The following is a 20374-nucleotide window of genomic DNA, read 5'->3' as shown; positions in this document are numbered from 1 at the left end:
GATGGATTTTAGCCCTAGATCAAGCTTACGGCCCGTGAATGCCAAATGTCTGGAATGCCATACCACCTTTGCAAAAAACACTGCGCTTTATGGTATGGGCAATGCCTATGACAAAACACGGGTTATATATGGTATCGATTGCGAACGTTGCCATGGGCCTTCGGGCGAACATGCAGTTTTCCATAGAAACCATCCAAACGTATCGGAACCAAAGTATATGGTAAAGCACGACACCCTATCGCAACATCAGCGTTTGGATGCCTGCGCCCTTTGTCATTCGGGTGTCCGGTCCAACAGCAAACCCGCCTTTCATTTTCTAACGGGAGATAATTTAACTGAGCATTCGCTGCCGGATACTACCACACCTATCGAAGAAGTCGACGTTCATGGCAACCAGTATGCTCTTTTACAGGCCAGCCAATGTTTTAAGCAGACCGCTACGATGGATTGTTCCACCTGCCATGACCCTCATAAGAATCAACGAAACGAGACCGCTTTTTTGAATTCGAAATGTATACAATGTCATCAAAAAAACACCATTACATGTAAGGAGGAAGCAACGGTCATGGCACAATTCGGAAACAACTGTATTTCTTGCCATATGCCGTTAAGATCCTCTAGTTCTATGTTCGTACGGCAGGAAGGCGACAGTGTCAAGACCCCCGTGGAGGTACGGACGCATTTGATCTCAGTATATCCGGAAGAGAAATGATCGAAAATAAAAACCAAGTTTAGCCCTAGTTTCAAGAGGTTCGCAATAGTAGAATTAGGTATCTTGCCAATGGATTGAAAAAACGAAAATATTTTGAAGGGGAAACTGCTTTGTATATGTATCCTTATCTCTCTTTTGAACTGCGCCACAAAAGATGATAACAGGAGATTAGTGGCTGTCGATTCTACGGAATCGGGCATCGATTTTTCCAATACCATCACCGAAAACGATTCCATCAACGTAGTGGATTTTCAGTATTGCTACAATGGGGGAGGGGTCGGCATTGGCGATTTTGACAAAGACGGCCGGCCCGATATCGTTTTTACCGGCAACCAAGTGTCGAGCAGAATCTATTTGAACAAAGGCGATTTACGATTCGAAAATGTCACGGAGAAGTCAGGTCTTAACACCAAAAGTTGGGTTACCGGTGTCAGCGTCGTCGATATCAATGCCGATGGCCGCGACGATATCTACCTAAACGTAGGTGGACCGGATTGTAAGGGGGATTGTCCTAATCTGCTGTTCGTCAATCAGGGCCTTGACGGCGAAGGCATTCCGATATTCAAGGAACAGGCAAAGCCATACGGACTTGATGACGGCAACTACGCCCAGCAATCCGTCTTTTTCGACTACGATTCCGATGGTGATCTCGATGTTTTTATCCTACATAACGGCAACCATGGCTTTGATAAGAACAATCCCCTTCCTAAAAAGTATATGGAGCCCCATTTAAAAGACCTGTTATTGCGTAATGATTCCGTTTCTGGCCTGGACCATCCTTATTTTACCGATGTTTCCCGGGAGTCCGGCATCGTTCATGGCGGCTTTGGCCTTGGGGTCGGCATCAACGATATCGACGGGGACGGACTGATCGATCTTTACGTGGCGAACGATTTTATTACCGAAGACCTGCTGTACCTCCAAAAAAGGCATCCCGACAGTCTCGCCCCTTGGTTTGAGGAACGTAGCAAGGCCTTTCTGGGCCACGCTTCCCATAATGCCATGGGAATGGATTTTGCCGATGTCAATAACGATGCCCGTCCCGATCTTCTTGTGGTCGACATGTTGCCCGACGGGTACGAACGTCAAAAGAAAATGCTGGGAAGCATGAACTACGAACGCTACCTGCTTGCGCTGCGAAACGGTTACGGATCCCAGTATGTACACAATACGCTGCAACTGAACAACGGATCGATCGACGGCAGTCCGCTCCGGGCCAGCGAGGTCGGATTTATCACCGGAATCGCGGAAACCGATTGGAGCTGGGCGCCGCTCATGCTCGACCTTGACAACGATAGCGACAAGGACCTCTATATTTCGAACGGATATGTAAAGGATGTGACCGATCTGGATTATATCAACTACTCCAGCGAGAACAATATGTTCGGAAGTGGCGAGGAAAGACTCAAAAAACAAAAGGAGTTCGCCAAGAATTTAAAAAGCATTCATTTGCCGAATTATATTTATGAAAACAAAGGGAGATTACATTTCGACGACGTTTCAACGGATTGGATCAACGGCATACCGACCTTTACCAACGGGGTCGCCTATGCAGATCTCGATAAGGACGGCGATCTTGATCTGGTGTTGAACAATATCAACGAACCGGCCATGGTTCTGGAAAACAATACCTCCGACGATTCCCAAAAACACTTTTTAAGGATAAAGCTAGAGGGGCCGGCGAAAAACCCATGGGGAATCGGTGCCAAGATCAAGCTTTGGCAGGATGGCGAAGTCCAACAGCATTTTCAATCCGTCATCAGAGGTTACCTATCTTCCGTAGAGCCTGTGACCCATTTCGGGGTCGCGCCTACGAACATAGATTCGATAGAAGTTCGATGGCCCGACGGAAAAGTAAGTTCGCTAAGGGAGGTAACTCCAAATCAGGTCCTTGAAATAGCCATCGACAATGCCCACAGTGCTCCGAGAATAACCCCAAAAGCTGAAAAGAGAACACTATTTAATAAAGAGGATGGACTGCTCAATTACGTCCATAAAGAAAGCAACCTTAATGAATATGCCATACAACCGCTGTTGATGCGGCAATATTCGCAAATGGGTCCCTGTGCCGCTGCAGCCAACATCGACGCCGAACCCGGGGACGAAATCTTTATCGGGGGTAGCAGGGGCGAACCCGGGGAAATCTGGTTTCAGGATGATAACGGGACGTACTGGTCCAAACAACAACTAGAGGCGGAGTATGAGGACACCAATGCTGCCTTTGTCGATATCGATGGGGATACCGATTTGGATCTTTACGTCACGAGTGGAGGTTCCGAATTTGGGCAAGCCTCGGAATGGTACAATGACCGGGTATATCTAAACGATGGAAGGGGATTTTTTGAGCGCAGCGAAGATATACTCCCCGATACCTCCAATAGCACCCAGATAGTTCGGCCCGCCGATATCGATAGCGACGGCGATGTCGATTTCTTTATCGGCGCACGGATACTTCCCGGAAAATATCCCCTCCCGCCTGAGAGCAGGATTTTGATCAATCATGATGGCCGCCTGTCTGAAATGAACAATAGCGGAATCGATTCCCTCGGCCTGGTTACCGACGCCCTTTGGGAAGATATGGATGGCGATGGACTTTTAGATTTGATAGTCGTAGGGGAGTGGATGCCAATTTCCATATTCAAAAATGACAAAACCAGCTTCTCTCCAATGGCCACAGACTGGATTGATGAAAACAACAAAGCCATCGCGACTACGGGATGGTGGAACTGCATTACAAAAGCCGATTTCGATAAGGACGGGGACACCGATTTCATTTTGGGAAACCAAGGCCTGAACGGAGTTTTAAATCCCACCCCATCGGAACCGGTCTATGTCTACAAAAGAGATTTCGATAAGAATGGGAGTCCCGATCCGCTGTTGGGCAAATACTACGATAGCGGAGAAAAGAAACTCCGGCCCTTACATTCCAGAGACGATATCGTGGCCCAGTTGCCTAGCTTGAAAAGAATGTATCTGCGCTACGATGATTTTACCAAAGTCGATTTTAGGCAGCTTTTAGATATCGAGGATCTGGAATCGGAAACATTAAGTGCAAGTACTTTCGCCAGCAGCTATGCCGAAAATCTGGGGAATGGAAAGTTCCGATTGGTCCCCCTGCCCTTGGAATGCCAAGTGGCGCCGATCAATGCCATTTTAGTGGACGATTTTGACGGCGACACCCAGCTGGATGCGCTATTGGTGGGCAACGACTTTACTTCCGAGGCCATCTACGGCAAGGCGGATGCCCATACCGGTATTCTGCTAAAGAGCAGCGATGGAATGTTTGAAGTAAAGGCAAGCAAGGACACCGGCTTCTATGTTCCGGGGCAGTCGAACCATTTGATACAGTTTAACGACGGCAAGGGTAATAATCTAATCCTGGCCACTCAAAATAAGGATTCGATACGGATTTTCTCCTTGGATCCGCATTCAGGCCTACAATAAAAAAAGGGCAACCTTGCGATTGCCCCAACTAACTCAAAACTAACTCAAAATTAATACCCCGGATTTTGGTCCGCATTGGTCAAGGCCGGGTTCGCATCGATTTCCTGTTGCGGTATAGGCAAAAATTCGTGTTTGCCGGTCTGGAAACCTTCGATGACTTCGGGCAAGAGTCCCCATCGTTTCAAATCGAAATACCTAATCTGTTCGCCGGCCAGCTCTACCGCCCGCTCGTGTACGATGACTTCGAATACCTGTTGTTGGGTACCCACTGGATAGCCCCTTCGGTCCATTTCCTCGGTGCCGTAATTGGGCATGTTTACGCGGTCCCTGACCCGGTTTAAAAGAGCGATCGCGGCTGCTTGGTTGCCCAGTTCGTTCTCGGCCTCGGCCAACATCAGCAGCACATCGGCGTAGCGGATAACCCTGAAATTGATTCCACTGTAGTCGAAGCCATCCTGGGGCTGGACGTCCAGGTTCTGGTATTTGCGCCATACAACGCTGGTCAAGCCGTCAAAGGTATTGTTCCCGTTGTTATAGGTATCGCCGTTCTGATAAAAGTAAGCTTCGATACGGGGATCGTCGTCCTCGAATTCCGCAAAGAAGGAGGGCCGTACCACGATGTTGGCAAAATTGGTGGGCGCATACTCGATGCCCCTAAAAGTGGTCTCCCGGACACCGTTTCCGGTCGCGTCCCATTGATCACCACCGATTTGCTTGTCATAGTTTACCTCAAATATAGACTCAGGATTGAATTCCCCCGCTTCGTTACCATTATCGCGAGGCGCTACGCCTTCTATGGTGTAACCGGTTATAGATTCCAAGGCCGCCTTGGCCTCTGCCCATTCCTCTAAAAACAGATGTACTTTGCCCTTAAGAGCCAGAGCCGCTGCCCTAGTGGCCCGGCCCTGCTGCGTATCCGCCTGTTCGGACAGGTTGGCCACGGCAAAGTTCAGGTCTTCCTTGATCAAGGCATAGACTTCTTCTTGGGAGGCCTTGGGTACTTCTAGACCTTCGGGCTCGGTCTGCTGTGTCAGTGGCACTCCTCCCCAAAGGTTGGTCAGGTTAAAATAGTAAAGGGCTCTCAAAAACCGGACTTCGCCCAATCTTTGGTTAATTTCCTCTTGGGGTATGTTCTTGGTCTCGATAAATCCATTTGCATCGGCCTCGATGACGAAATTGGCACTGGCAATGCCCCGGTACGCCGCTTGCCAATAGGTAAAAAATTCGCCCAGGGAAGGATCATAGGTATAATCCATAAAAGCTTTGAGCCCGCCTTGCAAAGCATCGGTACCCAAATTTTCTTGGGAAAGATTATCGAACAGGAAAAAAGCGATCCTACCGTACATCCCCTGCGACTGTAAAAAGGAATAAGTGGCATTGACGGCCGATTGCAGTTCGTTGGACCGCTGAAAGAAGGTATCCGGAACGATAACATTGGGATCCTGAAGTTCAAGTTCCTCTTCTTTACAACTGATAATACCGGCGAGGATGGCGGTAGCGGTAATTATTATTTTCTTAGTTTTCATCTTTCTTTTTTTTAAAATTGAACTTGTAACCCCGCCAAAATGGTCCTTGGTTGTGGATACCTGCCCTGATCCAAACCTATCGCACTGGTGGTGCCTCCACTGAGAAGGGGCACGATTTCCGGATCATAGCCCGAATAATCGGTAAAAGTTAATAAATTTTGGCCACTTACATAAAACCGGAGCTTGCTGATAAATCCGTTCCCCAAGCCTTCGAGCGCCCTGCCCGGAAGCGTGTAGCCCAAGGAGGCACTACGTATTCTGGTATAGGATCCGTCTTCGATAAACCGGTCGGATACGACTTCGTTACCGGTAAAGCCCGGTGTCGCTTTGGGTATGGTATTGGATGGATTGGTCGGCGACCAGCGATCCAGGATGGCCGTGCTCACATTGAACAGACGGGCCTGCTGCTCCAAGTTGTACCGATTGCCATTATAAATTTCATTTCCGTACACCCCGTTCAGAAAAACGGAAAAGTCGATGTTCTTGTACTTGAAATTAAGGTCAAGTCCCAAGTTAACCTCCGGGGTAGGATTTCCGATAATGACCCTGTCCTCGGCATTGACAGAACCATCGTTGTTCGTATCAACAAAACGGATGTTCCCGGGCTCTGCCTGGTTTTGCGTGGCATGGGCCTCGACCTCGGCTTGGTTCTGGAAAATGCCATCGGCCTGAAGCCCGAAAAAATGGAAAAGGGGCTCGCCAACGAACAACCTGTTGTGGTTCTGTTGGAAATAGCTACCATTAAAAATGGCTTCGACGCTTCCCAAGGAGGTCACTTCATTCTTTAGGTTGGCGAAGAGGTTGAAATTGGCACCCCAGGTAAAGTCGCCCTCAAAATCCTTATAACCCATTTCCACTTCGATTCCGTTGGTTTCCGTACCCCCTACGTTACGGGTCTGGCTCGCATCCGTGGCACCGAGCGAACTGGGAAGGGGCACGGAGACCAATAGTCCATCGCTCTGGTTCCTGAAATATTCCATGGAGAAGGTTAGGGCATTGTTGAACAGGGCCACATCGGCACCGATGTTCAACGAGGTCAGCTCCTCCCACTGCAAGTTTTCATTGGGAATCCGCGCAGGCCGTGTACCACTTACCAGACTTCCGTCAAGTACATAGTTGAAATTGGTCAGCAGACCACTTATAAAGAGATAGTCCCCAATATTATTGTTTCCCGTAATACCCCAGCTACCCCGTACCTTTAGGTCGGAAATGGTGGTGTTGTCCTCAAGAAAGGGGAGGTTGGACAGATTGATACCTGCCGAAACCGAAGGGAAATATCCCCATTGTTGCCCCTGTGGAAACCGCGACGAACCGTCCGCCCGGATAGTACCTGATAACAGAAAAGTCCGGTCATAGTCATATCCCACCCGTCCGAAAACCGATTGCAGGTTGTTCTCGCTCGAAAAACTGGTCAGGTTGCGAACATCGCCGGGATTCAGTTGTTCCACTGCGTCGGTCAAGCTATTGGCAGTGAAGGACTGCAATTGTTCGAAGTTGGACTTATTCCTTTCATATCCCGCCAGTATATCCAAATTATGTAGTTCGTTGATAGAGGTCTTATAGTTTAAGGTATTGGTAACGACGGTGGACAGTGATTTTTCGCGGTTTTTCCTGATTTCCGCTTCCAATCGCTGCCGTGATCCGGTAGGAATGGATTTTAGGAACTGGTCGAAATTGGTATAGGAATGGTCCAGTCCGATGGTTAGGCTATAGGTCAGCCCGGGAACGATCTCATAGCTTCCGAACAGGGAACCTACAATGCTGGTACCAGAGGTAATGGACGTACCATTGGTCAATATACGAACCGGGTTTTCCGCATCCTGTCCATCGACCGAGGTGGTAATTTCTGAAAAGAAATTGGTCTCGTCGTCAAAAACAGGTTTTGTCGGATCGAAACGCAGGGCGTTAACCAATACCGAACTGGCGCCTGCCTGCCCTTCACCGTTTCCACGGGTAACCCCAAGGTTCAGGGTCTGCCCGACGGTTATTTTATCGCTCAGGTCTATCGAGGTGTTCAGTCCCAAGGAATAGCGTTCGAAATCGGTCTGGAGGGTGGTGCCTTCCTGTTTTAGATAGCCCGAACGGACACTATAGATTACATCTTCGCCGCCTCCGGATGCTTCCACGTCATAGCTTTGCCAGACCCCCGTCTTCAGCACCTCGTCCTGCCAATTGGTATTGACCGAGGCATCGGTGTTGGCATCGAGCAGTCCGGGATAGATTTGGTTGCCCGGCGCCTCGGGATCCGCATCGTAGGCCTCCGAAGCGTACTGGCGGTATTGGTCCGCGGTTAGCACATCCAATGTCTTTGTATTTTCCGAAAGTCCCGCATAGGTACTGAACTTAAAGACCGGCTTGCCCTGTCGGCCGCCTTTGGTCTTGATCAGCACCACCCCGTTGGAGCCCCTGGAGCCATAAATGGCTGCACTGGAGGCATCCTTTAAAACGTCTACCGACTCGATGGATTCCGGGGGAATACTGTTCAGGCTGTTTGTCGGCACCCCGTCTACCACGAATAACGGCTGGTTGTTTCCAAAGGTCCCGAGGCCCCTGATCGTAACTAGGGGATTGGAACCGGGCGCGCCCGTGTTGGTAACTTGTACCCCGGCGGCCCTACCTTGCAAGGCCTGTTGTACGCCTACTGCGGGAGTTTCCGTCAGGTCTTCGGTGGTAACCGAGGAAATCGCGTTGGTTACGGACACCCTGCTTTGGGTACCGTAGCCAACCAGCACGACCTCGTCGAGTTGGGCGGCATCCTCTTCAAGGGTGACATTGATTTGAGTCTGTCCGTCGACAGGAACTTCCTGTTTGGCATATCCTATATAACTGATGACCAGGATGGCGTTTGGGCTTACTTCAAGACTGAAGTTGCCGTCAAAATCGGTCTGTGTACCGTTCGTCGTACCCTTTTCCACGACACTGGCACCTGGTAAAGGGCCTGTGGAATCGGTAACCGTACCGGTTATCGTGTTCTGTAATTCATCGGGAATACCAGGACTCTCAATACTTTCCCCGAAATTTCCGTGTGCATTAGAGGTACCGAGGCAAATCAGGAACAAGAGAAATTCAAGGCAACGCAAAAAGGTTTTTCCGCTTGGGAGTTTCCACCCCGTGCTATTATGGTGTTCAATCATCATCATTGTGTTAAGTTAGTTAATTGTTCGTTAGTTGTTCGTTAGTTGCAAGTTTCCTTTGCTCACGGATATCGAAAATAAACACTACCCTAAACCATTCGCGTAGGAATCTAAAATAATCAAACTTTAAAGTTACCAAAAATAGGATACCAACCGGTTTTTAACTTTTGATTTCTAAATTCGGATGAAATAAAACAAAATATTTTTTGATAATTTATCATAAAATACTTTTAATCAGAGTTTTAAAGGGATAAGTTCGATGGATAGGATAACTACCCCAATACCTGTAATCCTATATTAATTTGGGGTTCAGAATTCAAGATCAGTAGAGAACGTAATGCAAAAATGCGGATATTGCATAAAAATTCTTCAACATGAAGAACAAATTGAGCTATCGTAACTATTACAATAAGGTTCTAGGCGGATGGATCGGAAAATGCGCGGGCGGTATTTTGGGAGCCCCCATCGAGGGTTTCAAACGCTTTAACGACATCCCGTATTCCGATGCACTTTTCGCCACAAATTTTGCCAATGACGACCTCGACCTGCAGGTACTTTGGTTGGATATGCTGCTCAAAAAAGGAAAAACGGTAAGGGAGAGCGATTTTAAACAACATTGGTTGAAGCATGTTGAATTCCCTTGGTGCGAATACGGCATAGCCACCAAAAATATGCGGTTGGGCCTCGATAACCCCGATACAGGAAGGCATAATAATGGGTATTGGAATACCGGTATGGGATCGCCCATACGCAGCGAAATCTGGGGCATGGTCAATCCTGGACTGCCCGAGAAGGCTGCGTTCTATGCGGGTATGGATTCCCAGTTGGACCATGATGGTTTCTCCGTAACCGCAGAACAATATTTGGCGGCCTGTGAGGCGATCGCATTTTTGGAGAATGATGTCAAAAAAGTCCTGAAAAAAGGGCTGGACCACATACCCTCCGATTCCGATTGTGCCAAAATGGTGGAACAGATTTTCGAATGGGACGACAAATACGATTTCGATATCGTAGCCGGAAAAATCAAGAGCCGCTATGGCGATGCCGATTTTACCGCCGCACCGATGAACGTGGCGTTTATCATAGTATCGTTGCTACATGCCAACAATTCTTTTGATTTTATGATGGATGCCCTGCATCTGGGCCATGACAGCGATTGTGTAGTGGCCACCGCAGGGGCACTATTGGGCATCGTTCTCGGTTATGACGCCATACCCGAAGTCTGGAAACAACGTGTGGGAAACGAATTATTGGTAAGTCCCGAAATTTCCGGTATCCATTGCCCCAAGACCATCACCGAACTTAGCGAACTGACCTGTAAGGCAGGCATCCATTTTACGGAAAGCGAACAGGCTATCGAAATCGGGAATTACCCGTCCGAACTCCGTTTTTCGTCCCCGGAAAAAAGGTATGAACTCTATACGGAAGTAACGGATTTTCCGAATCCCGTTTCAAAAAAGGATGGTAAGCTAAAGTTGAACTATGAAAATCTGTCCAGCGAACCTCAAAATATCCGTTTGGAAGTCTCTTCGCCCTATTTTAAAAATGTAAAGGTTGAAGACATGGTTAGCGCCCCATCCCGTTATAAAAGAGGAATATCCCTAGAGTTAACGAATGTCCCGTTTCCAAAGAACCATACTAAAATCCCCTATTCTATTAAGGTAAGCATTAATGGCGATCTTTCGGATACCCTTGAGAAGGGCATACCCTATTACGGAAACTGGCTATTGCTAGGTCCTTTTATCGAAGACGATTACAGTTTGGTACCCTTAAATAAAAAATATCCGGACCATGGCCTGTCTTCCCTACCGTCGATTCAATATATGAACCATGACAAGGCGCGGTCCAACACGCAATTTTTGGATACGGATAACATCGAAAGATGGCTGGCGGACAAAAGTATCTTCGACCAGGCCTTTCAGGCAACGATAATACATCCCCTTTCGATGAAAATGGAACTCGGACAGCATTTCTTGGGCCTGGGCGAGCGTAGCCTGTATCTCTATTCGGAAATCGAGGCGACAGAAAGCACGAAAAAGTGGCTATGTTTGGGCAGCACCGCTTTTTTGAAGATTTGGTTCAACGATATCAAAGTGTACAGTAACCACGAATTAATACGGGCCTGGCCAATGGCACACGCTGTTGAACTGGAACTAAAAAAAGGTACAAACAAAATCATGATCCGAATGGACGTCACCCTTGACGATTTCGGCATCGAGATTGGACTGAAAGAGCACGGTGAAAAACATTACCATCAAAGCCGCTGGGAAACCGACCTGCAATTCACTATGATGGACAGACTGTAAAGCATCAAAACAATGGATTATAAACACTCCTTTATCCTGCACGGAAAAATTTCCTCCGATAATATTGATTATTATAAAAATTTCGGGTATCTGATTGCCCCGGATTTTATTTCCCAAAACGAAATTGACGAATTGAAACAAGAGACCGCCCAAATATTCAAGGGCAACCGTGGGAAAATAGAGGGGTTGGCCAAGGTCGGGAAACAGGATAGCAATACCGATGTTTTGAAAAAATACGTCGCTATCCATTTTCCGCATAAAATATCACCGGTTATAAGAAAGTATCTCACACACGAAAAAGTGGCCGATATACTCTCGAAAATAGTAAGTCCCAATGTAAAGGCGATGCAGTCGATGCTATTCGTAAAGGCCCCGGGAAAGGCAGGCCAATCCTGGCATCAGGACGAGTATTTTATTCCGACCAGGGATCGGTCATTGATCGGGGCATGGATAGCGATTGACGACGCTACCATAGAAAATGGGTGCCTGTGGGTGATCCCGGGCTCGCAGAACCCCGGCAGCATCAATAAGCGTATAAAAAATGAAAGCAAAGAGTATGCGGACCTGGAAACCTTGGATGTTTCCGGATTTGAAAAAGAAGATTTTGTTCCTGTGGAAGTAAGGAGCGGCTCGGTCGTATTTTTTAACGGCTACCTTTTCCATAGTTCCCAAAAAAACAAAACTAAGGATAGGTTCAGGACGGCTTTGGTAAATCATTACATGAGCGCCGAATCGATGTTGCCCTGGGATCAGGATGGCAAGTTGCCCGCAACCGAAGATTTAAGGGATATCGTTATGGTCTGCGGAACCGATCCCTATGCGCACAAAGGCACCATCGATGTGAACAGACCCTATTTGAGGCAGGATAAAACAAAATCGAAATTGGACGGGGCTTAGGACGATTGATATCCTTATTCCCTATCTGCTGATATTCCAACACCTTAATAACGTAATGAAGGATAAATGTTGGATGAATTCCCTAGTCATAATGCTTTGATTTGTTCCTATGAAGTAGAATCAACTTGTATGGAATAAAATTCTTATCCCAAAAACAGGACAGTGCAGGATGCGAAAGTACCATTGGTCGGATATATTTGATCTTAATCGGATAAATTTTTGAATCGATCAAATTAAATTTCTAACGACTAACTAACACTATTATGAAAAAAATCTACACCAGTCTAAGGATTTTAAGCTTTTTTGTATTGCTTATCCTTGCATGCTCGGCCTATGCACAAGATGCCACAGTAACAGGTACGGTGAGCTTTGCAGATGACGGATCACCGCTTCCGGGTGTCAACGTCATAGTTAAGGGAACTACTAATGGTACCGTTACCGATTTTGACGGGAACTATAGCATCAATGTACCGGAAGAAAACGAAACCTTGGTGTTCTCCTTTATCGGATTCACTAAACAAGAGGTTCCCATCGACGGACAAACGGAAATAAATGTCACTATGACCGAAGATGCAACGGCGCTTGATGAGGTGGTACTTGTCGGATATGGTACACAGATAAAAAGAGAGGTTACCGGATCTGTACAGACCATTGAAGCGGAGGAACTGGCCGATATACCTGTTTCCCAAGTGACCCAAAAACTGCAGGGTAAACTGGCCGGGGTACAGATCAACCAGACCACCGGAAAGCCCGGTCAGGGCATGTCGGTCCGTATTCGAGGTCAATTGTCGGTGGCCGGGGGAAGCGAACCCTTGTATGTAATAGACGGTTTCCCCATTTCTGGAGGTATAAACAACTTGAATCCGGATGAAATTGAAGATATAACTATTTTAAAGGATGCCGCCTCTACCTCGCTGTATGGTTCTAGGGCGGCCAACGGGGTCGTGCTTATTACCACTAAAAATGGTACCGCGGGTGAAACAAACATAAGTTTCAATACATCCGTGGGTATGCAAACCGTGCCGGAGCGGGGAAGGATCGAAATGATGAATTCGGTCGAGTTCGCCCAGTTTAAAAAAGAATATTACGAGGATCAGGGAGATCCGGTACCTGAAATTTTTCAAAACCCATCACAGTATGAAGGTCAAACCAACGATTGGTATGATGCCTTGTTGCGGACGGCTCCACTACAAAACTATAACCTGACCATAACATCCAATACAGAGAAATTGAGGTCCGCAGTAGTCGCTGGTCTTTTCAAGCAAGATGGCGTGGTCTTGAATTCCGATTATGAACGCTATTCGTTGCGGGCAAATTTAGATTATAACGTCTCCGACAAGGTTCGTGTGGGTTTTAATATTGCCCCAAGCTATATTATCGACAATGTGCCTAGAACAGACGGAACTAGGGGTCAGGGTATTTTATTCAACGCATTGCATACATGGCCCATAATGCCCATCTTTAATCCAGATGGTACCCGGACTACATTCAATCGCTTCCCTGCCGATACCGGAAACATTTTCTCCTATGCCAACTGGTTGACCTCGGCGGAGCAGATCAAGAACGAGACCAAAGATGTAAATCTCTTGACCAATGCTTTTCTAGAGTATGAACCCATCGAAGGCCTTACCATAAAGACCACCTTGAACGCTGAAATTTATAATCGTCGGTACGAATTTTTTAGCCCAACAACGGCAACCTTTCGAATCAATAATCCCATACCTACCAATTCGGAGGCTATTTGGGAGGACAGAAACGATTTTTCTTGGTTGAATGAAAATACGGTTACCTATAACAAAAGTTTCGGGGAACACAACTTTTCTTTATTGGGCGGTTTTACCTTTCAAAAGTTCCGACGGGACCTCAGTCGGGTCCAGGCCCAAAATTTTGCGGATGATCGCTTGCCGGTAATTCAGGGCGCCGCCGATATCAATCGGGGCGGCAATCAGACTTTCGACGAGGTTCAGGAATGGAGTTTGGTGTCCTTTCTCTCGCGACTGACCTACAACTATAAGGGTAAATATTTACTGACCGCGGCCGTTCGTAGCGATGGGTCGTCACGCTTCGGATCGGAGAACCGATGGGGAACTTTTCCTTCGGTTTCTGCGGGATGGATCGCTTCCGATGAAGATTTTATGCAAAACCAAGAAACGTTCTCCCTGGTAAAACTTCGGGCCAGTTACGGGGTTACCGGTAATAACAATATTGGTAATTACACCCAATATGCCTTGATCGATAATACGGTAAACGCCGTTTTCGGAAATGACCTGGCACCGGGGTCAGCGGTAAATTCATTATCGAATACAAATTTAGGATGGGAAACTACCAAACAGTTCGACGTGGGTCTAGATTTGAGTCTTTTTAACGATAGGGTCTCCTTTGTCTACGATTATTACACCAAGAATACTACCAATCTATTATATAATGTTCAAGTGGCACAGGAATCCGGGTTAAATGAGTTTAGCGATAATATCGGGGAAATCCGATTTTGGGGCCATGAATTCGCTTTGAATACGGTCAATACGACCGGTAAATTCCGATGGACGACCAGTGCTAACATTTCCTTTAACCGCAACGTGGTAGAATCGTTGGCCGATGGTATCGACAGGGTATATGGCGACAGCGGATGGCACATCACCAAAGTAGGGGAGCCGTTCGGTCAGTTCTACGGGCATTTATCGGATGGCGTATACCTGAACCAGGAAGATTTGGACAGTTCACCACAAGTTCCGGGACGATCTACCGTCGGCAGTATCAAATTGATCGATGTGAACGGTGACGGTGTCATTACTCGTGGTGGAGATGATGATGACCGGGCCATTACAGGAAATCCGTTTCCAGACTTCACCTACGGTATTACCAATACTATCAAATATGGTAACTGGGACTTTTCAGTAGTAGGAACAGGCTCTCAAGGCAATCAACTTTTGGTAAGACACTTATTCAGTACTACCAATTTAGATGGTGTTTTCAATTTGTTAAAGGATGTGGAAAACCGTTTTCGGTCGGTTGAAAATCCTGGGGATGGGTTTTACGGTACTACCGTCGGCGGTGGTAATGTTACAGGTATTGAAAGGGATTGGATCAACGATCGCTTTGTGGCCGACGCTTCCTATTTCAATATCCGGAATATAACCTTGGGCTATACCCTTGGCGGTGTTGACCGATATTTTAAATCGGCCCGCCTGTATGCCTCCATTCAAAATGTACATATATTCACCAAGTATTGGGGGGGTCCCAACCCTGAAATCAGTGTGCAGAACAACGGACAGGGAGACGGGGGCAATCTTGAATCGGGGGTCGATATTTCAGGATATCCCGTGCCTCGAATTGTAAGTGTCGGATTGAACCTCAATTTCTAAGTAACAACCAGGTTCCCATAAATATTGACTTTCGAATTTTAAAATTACTAAGATGAAAAAAATAATACGTATTCTCGCAGTGCTGGGCGTTGTACTAACAAGTTGTGAAGATGAACTGAGCATCTTTCCCGAGGATTCCCTGAGTACACCGACCTTCTTTAAAACAGAGGAAGATTTTACGCAGGCCATCAATGCTGCATACGTGCCGCTGCGTCTAATCAATAATCAATCAAAGCCCTATTTGGCCGAGATGCATTCCGACAACACCTATTTCGCAAGAAACACGGCTTTCGGGGCAACGGAGCAACAAGAAGATATTGCTGACCATGCCATCCCCAGCGATGATGGTATTACCGCAAACGTACATGTAGAGCGGGTATACGTCGAATATTATCGGATTGTTGCGCGAACCAATCAAATACTGACCACGATCGACGAGGCGGAGTTCGACGAAACCGTAAAGGCCAATATCAAGGGGCAGGCTCTTTTTCTTAGGGCCTATTCCTACTTTGATTTGGTACAATTCTTTGGAAGTATTCCCTTGCACCTTACCCCGGTCTTAGGTCGCGAAGATGCGGCGCTACCGCTTTCCAACGAAGACGAAATCTATGCACAGATCGTTTCCGATGCCCAAGCGGCCATACCCTTGCTACCCCCAAAATCGCAACAGGAACCGGGAAGGGTGACTTCGGGGGCCGCCCAAACCCTACTGGCTAACGTTTATATGGTGCGTCAGCAATGGGCGGAGGCCGAAACGGTACTGCGTGCGGTCGTAGCGAGTAACGAATATGCCCTTATGACGGACTATGCGGATGCATTTTCCGGAAATTCCGATAATAAGAATAATATGGAATCGGTATTCGAAGTACAGTACAAGGAAGGACCTGAAGGTTTGGACGGTAATTTTCTCTATAATTTTATACCACGTCCGATCACCGCTGAAGAGGTCGGTGCAATAACTGGTACCTCGAATCCACAGCCCGTAAATGGCGAAGGTAACAATATTCCGACACCGGATATCATCGAAGCCTACGAAGACGGCGACCTTCGGGAAGAAGCTTCTATTCAATACGTGACCATAAGCGAAAGTTTTTGGCAAGATGGTGTGTATCCTATTATCAAAAAATATGTCGAACCCCATTCCCTTCACAACAACCATGGCATGAACTGGCCTGTGTATCGCTATGCGGAAGTTTTATTGTTCTTGGCCGAAGCCTTGGAGGAACAAGGGCAGGCTGGCGAGGCACTAACGTATCTGGAACAGGTTCGTACGCGTGCAGGTTTAGGCGCGCCATCCGGTGATTTGGGAGAGGCCATTTTCAGGGAAAGACAAGTTGAACTTGCTTTTGAGAACAAAAGATGGTTCGATCTGGTCAGAACGGGCCGTGCTATTGATGTCATTACCGCCCATGGCGCTCGAATAAAAGCCAATCCCATAGCGTATTATTATCCAGAAGGAGTGGAACCGAGAAGCAATGCCTTCACCAATATTACCGAACGTTACGCACTTCCAGCGTCCGAATCGTCTTTGAATCCTAATTTTTAGTAAATTGGTGCGATAATGCGGTTTATAGGAAAATGGTTTCAATTGAAAACCTAAAAGCGCTAAAAAAAAATGTTGTTATGAAAAGATTAGTACTAAGTATGGTATGCGTTACGTTTTTGATCGTCTCGTGCAATACCGAAAAAAAACCGGACAAGGTTATGGCCGAAAACCTGCCCCCAAAACTGGCCAAACTAAAATTGCAATCGGGGTTCAAGGCAGAGCATCTGTATAGTCCTAGCGACCAGGAGGAAGGATCCTGGGTGGCGATGACCTTTGACGATAAGGGCCGTTTGATCACTTCGGACCAGTATGGGGCACTTTATCGTATGGACATACCCGAAATAGGCTCGGAAAATCTCACTCCCAAAATAGAAAAACTGAAAATCCAGACCGGGGAGCAGGTGGCCGACTCGGTAATTCAGATGGGATACGCCCAAGGTTTGCTCTATGCCTTCAACAGCCTATACGTCATGGTCAACCATCGCGAAGACGAGGAGTTTAAAAAGGGTAGTGGACTTTATCGATTGCAGGACACTGATAATGATGATCAATACGATAAAATCACCTTGTTAAAAGCGTTGGATGGCGCGGGAGAACACGGTCCGCATAGTATTGTGCCCTCTCCCGACGGAAAATCACTGTACGTCATCGCCGGCAACCACACCGATCTTCCTGAAATGGATGGCTATCGCCTTCCCAATAATTGGAAGAACGATAACTTATTTCCCGAAATCAAAGATCCTCGCGGGCACGCCAACGATCGTGGAGCACCGGGAGGATGGATCGCAAACATCGACCCTGAAGGAAAAAACTGGGAACTGGTGGCTTCCGGGTTTCGAAATCCCTTTGATCTTGCCTTTAATGAATTGGGTGATATGTTTACCTATGATTCCGATATGGAATGGGATTTGGGCATGCCCTGGTACCGACCTACCCGTATCTGTCACGTCACCAGTGGTGCCGAGTTCGGCTGGCGTACCGGTAACGGAAAATGGTCTCCCGCCTATCCCGATAATTTGCCGCCCGTTCTCAATATTGGTCAGGGTTCACCGACGAATGTATGCTACGGAATAGATGCTAAATTTCCCGAAAAATACAAACGCAGTGTATTTGCCTTTGATTGGAGTTTCGGTATTATTTACGCCATAGAACTTGAGCCCAAGGGTGCTTCTTACACGGGTACCAAAGAGGAATTTTTATCGGGGCTCCCGTTGCCCCTCACCGATGGCGTGATCGGTCCGGACGGCGCCCTGTACTTTATGACCGGTGGACGCCGGCTCGAATCCGATCTTTATAGGGTTTATTATGATGAAGCGGATGATGAAGCTGCCACTTCGTATGTAGCACTCGAAGAAACCGAGGAAAACAAGATCAGAAAAGAATTGGAGACCTACCATTCCGGTACGAAAAAAGGGGGTGTCGATTTTGCATGGCCCTATCTGGACAGTGAAGACCGTTTTTTACAATACGCTGCGCGCCTTGCCATTGAACATCAGCCGGTCGCAAGTTGGCAAGAAAAAGTATTTAATGAGAAAGATGCAGTAAAGAAAATCCATGGGGCCGTTGCTTTGGCAAGGCAGGGTGATGCGGGCCAACGTGACAAAATTCTCAATTCCCTCACTACCATTGATTTTATCAACCTATCGCCGGCACAACAGGTAGACTTGGTCAGGGCTATCGAACTGACGTTGGCCCGTATGGGAAAACCGGGCAAGGCTACCGCACAAAGGGCGGGTACCTATTTGGCCTCCCATTATCCAGCGGAGACCGATGTGATGAATCAATTATTGAGCAAGACCTTAGTGTACCTTGATGATCCCTCGGTCGTCTCAAAGACGCTGGCTTTATTGGAGTCCGACCAGGGAGAAAACGCATCGGTAATGGCCAATACGGCGACCGAGGCCAATGACCTTATTCTACGAAACCCCCAATACGGAATGGACATTGCACAGACCTTAAAAAACATGCCTCTCGCCCAGCATACGTATTACGGTCTGGTATTGGAGGATGCGACAGAGGGATGGACGCCCGAACTTCGAGAGAAGTATTTTAAATGGTTTTACAAAGCCTTTTCTTTCAAGGCGGGACGCAGTTATATCGGATTTATCGACAAGGCCCGAAAGCAAGCCTTAACCCATGTTCCAAAAAATAAAATGGAGTTCTACAACCAAATGTCCGGTGATTCGCTTTTGAGTAGTACGGGTAACGACTTGGTAGCGAATGCGGTGCAACCCAAAGGCCCCAGAAAAAATTGGACGGAGGAGGATATCGCCCCCCTATTGGAAGATGGCCTCGGAAACAGGGACTATGAACAAGGTAGAAACATGTACTTGGCCACGAATTGTATCACCTGCCATGCCATGGGTGGTGAGGGTCAAAACATCGGTCCGGATCTGACGCAAATAGGTACCCGATTTTCCCAGGAAGATATGTTACGATCAATTATCGATCCGAATGAGGTGATATCCGATCAATACAACTCCACGGTTTTCTTCCTTAAGGATGGGAATTCCATCGTAGGGCGATTGATCAGTGAAGAGGGTGATATGTACAAGATTTCCCAAAATCCCTATGCACCCGACGTAATCCGTAGCATTCCCAAAGATCAGGTCACCGATACAAAAATGTCTACCGTTTCTTTAATGCCCCCAGGGACCATCAATCAATTGGGGCCGGATGAAGTCAAGGATCTGTTGGCCTATTTGATATCCGGTGGTGATGCCGAGAATGCCATTTATCTCGATGCCGACGATCAGGCCTCTAGGTAAGGGGGACGGTTTCATTAACATGCCGAAGCTTTCAAAAAACGTTCAGATGCAAAGTATGACGCGATTGTTCTTAGCCTGCTGTCCCATTCTTTTTTACGGACTTCTGGCAACGGCACAGCAAGAGGAAAATACCGGTGAAACCGTACTTCGGCCCATCCGTTTCGAAAAAAGGCAAATCGCCTCGGAAAGCTTTGAATCCGTCGGCGTATTCGATGTCAATAACGACGGTAAACCAGATATTGTTTCAGGTGGATTTTGGTACATGGGTCCCGACTTTTCGGTGCGGCATGCCATTGGAACTCCCAAACGGTTCGGCGAATATTACGATGACTTCTCGACCATTCCCTTGGATGTCAATGGGGATGGCCGCATGGATTTTATTACCGGCGGATGGTTCGGTGGACGATTGATCTGGAAAGAAAATCCTGGCGATGAAAGCGAATGGAAAGAACATCTTATTGCTGAAGTAGGCAATATTGAGACCGCCCGTTCTTGGGATATCGACGGCGACGGTAGTGTTGAAATCATTCCGAATACGCCCAATGATTCCCTCAAAATTTTTCGGTCGGTGTTGGATGAAAAGGGAAAAGGTACCGGCACCTTCACCCAAAAAGGTATTTTTGGTAAGCATGGCCATGGTCTGGGATTCGGGGATATCAACGGTGACGGTAGGGTAGAT

10 protein-coding genes are annotated in these 20374 nt (G+C 47.3%); 8 read left to right on the top strand and 2 right to left on the bottom strand.

Annotation, left to right across the window (positions count from 1 at the left end):
* Together ACEW8S_RS03510 and ACEW8S_RS03505 are read left to right on the top strand one after the other, a co-directional pair.
* Positions 1 to 712 (top strand): multiheme c-type cytochrome (locus tag ACEW8S_RS03510; RefSeq protein WP_373516803.1); only part of this gene is annotated, 712 nt, incomplete at its 5' end.
* Between the two features lie 93 nt (positions 713 to 805).
* The gene (locus ACEW8S_RS03505) at positions 806 to 4156 is read left to right on the top strand and encodes a VCBS repeat-containing protein (RefSeq protein WP_373516802.1); all 3351 of its coding nucleotides are present in this window, start codon (positions 806 to 808) and stop codon (positions 4154 to 4156) included.
* Positions 4157 to 4206: 50 nt separating this feature from the next.
* On the opposite strand, the gene ACEW8S_RS03500 is transcribed toward ACEW8S_RS03505, so the two are convergent.
* Complete coding sequence (locus tag ACEW8S_RS03500; RefSeq protein ID WP_373516801.1) at positions 4207 to 5682, bottom strand: RagB/SusD family nutrient uptake outer membrane protein; 1476 nt, start codon at positions 5680 to 5682, stop codon at positions 4207 to 4209.
* 11 nt (positions 5683 to 5693) lie between these two features.
* Positions 5694 to 8822, bottom strand: a complete 3129-nt coding sequence (locus ACEW8S_RS03495) for a SusC/RagA family TonB-linked outer membrane protein (protein WP_373516800.1) — start codon at positions 8820 to 8822, stop codon at positions 5694 to 5696.
* 368 nt (positions 8823 to 9190) lie between these two features.
* On the opposite strand from ACEW8S_RS03495, the gene ACEW8S_RS03490 reads away from it, so the two are divergent.
* The 6 genes from ACEW8S_RS03490 to ACEW8S_RS03465 form a co-directional block, all read left to right on the top strand.
* Positions 9191 to 11122 carry an ADP-ribosylglycohydrolase family protein gene (locus tag ACEW8S_RS03490; protein WP_373516799.1) on the top strand — a complete coding sequence of 644 codons (1932 nt, stop codon included), beginning with the start codon at positions 9191 to 9193 and terminating at the stop codon, positions 11120 to 11122.
* 12 nt (positions 11123 to 11134) lie between these two features.
* The gene (locus ACEW8S_RS03485; protein WP_373516798.1) at positions 11135 to 12019 is read left to right on the top strand and encodes a phytanoyl-CoA dioxygenase family protein; all 885 of its coding nucleotides are present in this window, start codon (positions 11135 to 11137) and stop codon (positions 12017 to 12019) included.
* Positions 12020 to 12282: 263 nt separating this feature from the next.
* Positions 12283 to 15381 carry a SusC/RagA family TonB-linked outer membrane protein gene (locus ACEW8S_RS03480; protein WP_373516797.1) on the top strand — a complete coding sequence of 1033 codons (3099 nt, stop codon included), beginning with the start codon at positions 12283 to 12285 and terminating at the stop codon, positions 15379 to 15381.
* A 52-nt stretch (positions 15382 to 15433) separates the two neighbouring features.
* The gene (locus tag ACEW8S_RS03475; protein ID WP_373516796.1) at positions 15434 to 16927 is read left to right on the top strand and encodes a RagB/SusD family nutrient uptake outer membrane protein; all 1494 of its coding nucleotides are present in this window, start codon (positions 15434 to 15436) and stop codon (positions 16925 to 16927) included.
* Positions 16928 to 17004: 77 nt separating this feature from the next.
* Positions 17005 to 19695 (top strand): c-type cytochrome, encoded by a 2691-nt coding sequence (locus ACEW8S_RS03470; RefSeq protein WP_373516795.1) that lies wholly within the window; start codon positions 17005 to 17007, stop codon positions 19693 to 19695.
* Positions 19696 to 19741: 46 nt separating this feature from the next.
* The coding region (locus tag ACEW8S_RS03465) for an FG-GAP repeat domain-containing protein (RefSeq protein ID WP_373516794.1) at positions 19742 to 20374 on the top strand (633 nt) is incomplete at its 3' end.

Source organism: Pricia sp. (assembly GCF_041745955.1).
Classification (GTDB): Bacteria; Bacteroidota; Bacteroidia; order Flavobacteriales; family Flavobacteriaceae; genus Pricia.
The sequence above is the reverse complement of the archived record's forward strand: the minus strand, read 5'-3'. Positions and strand labels throughout refer to the sequence as shown.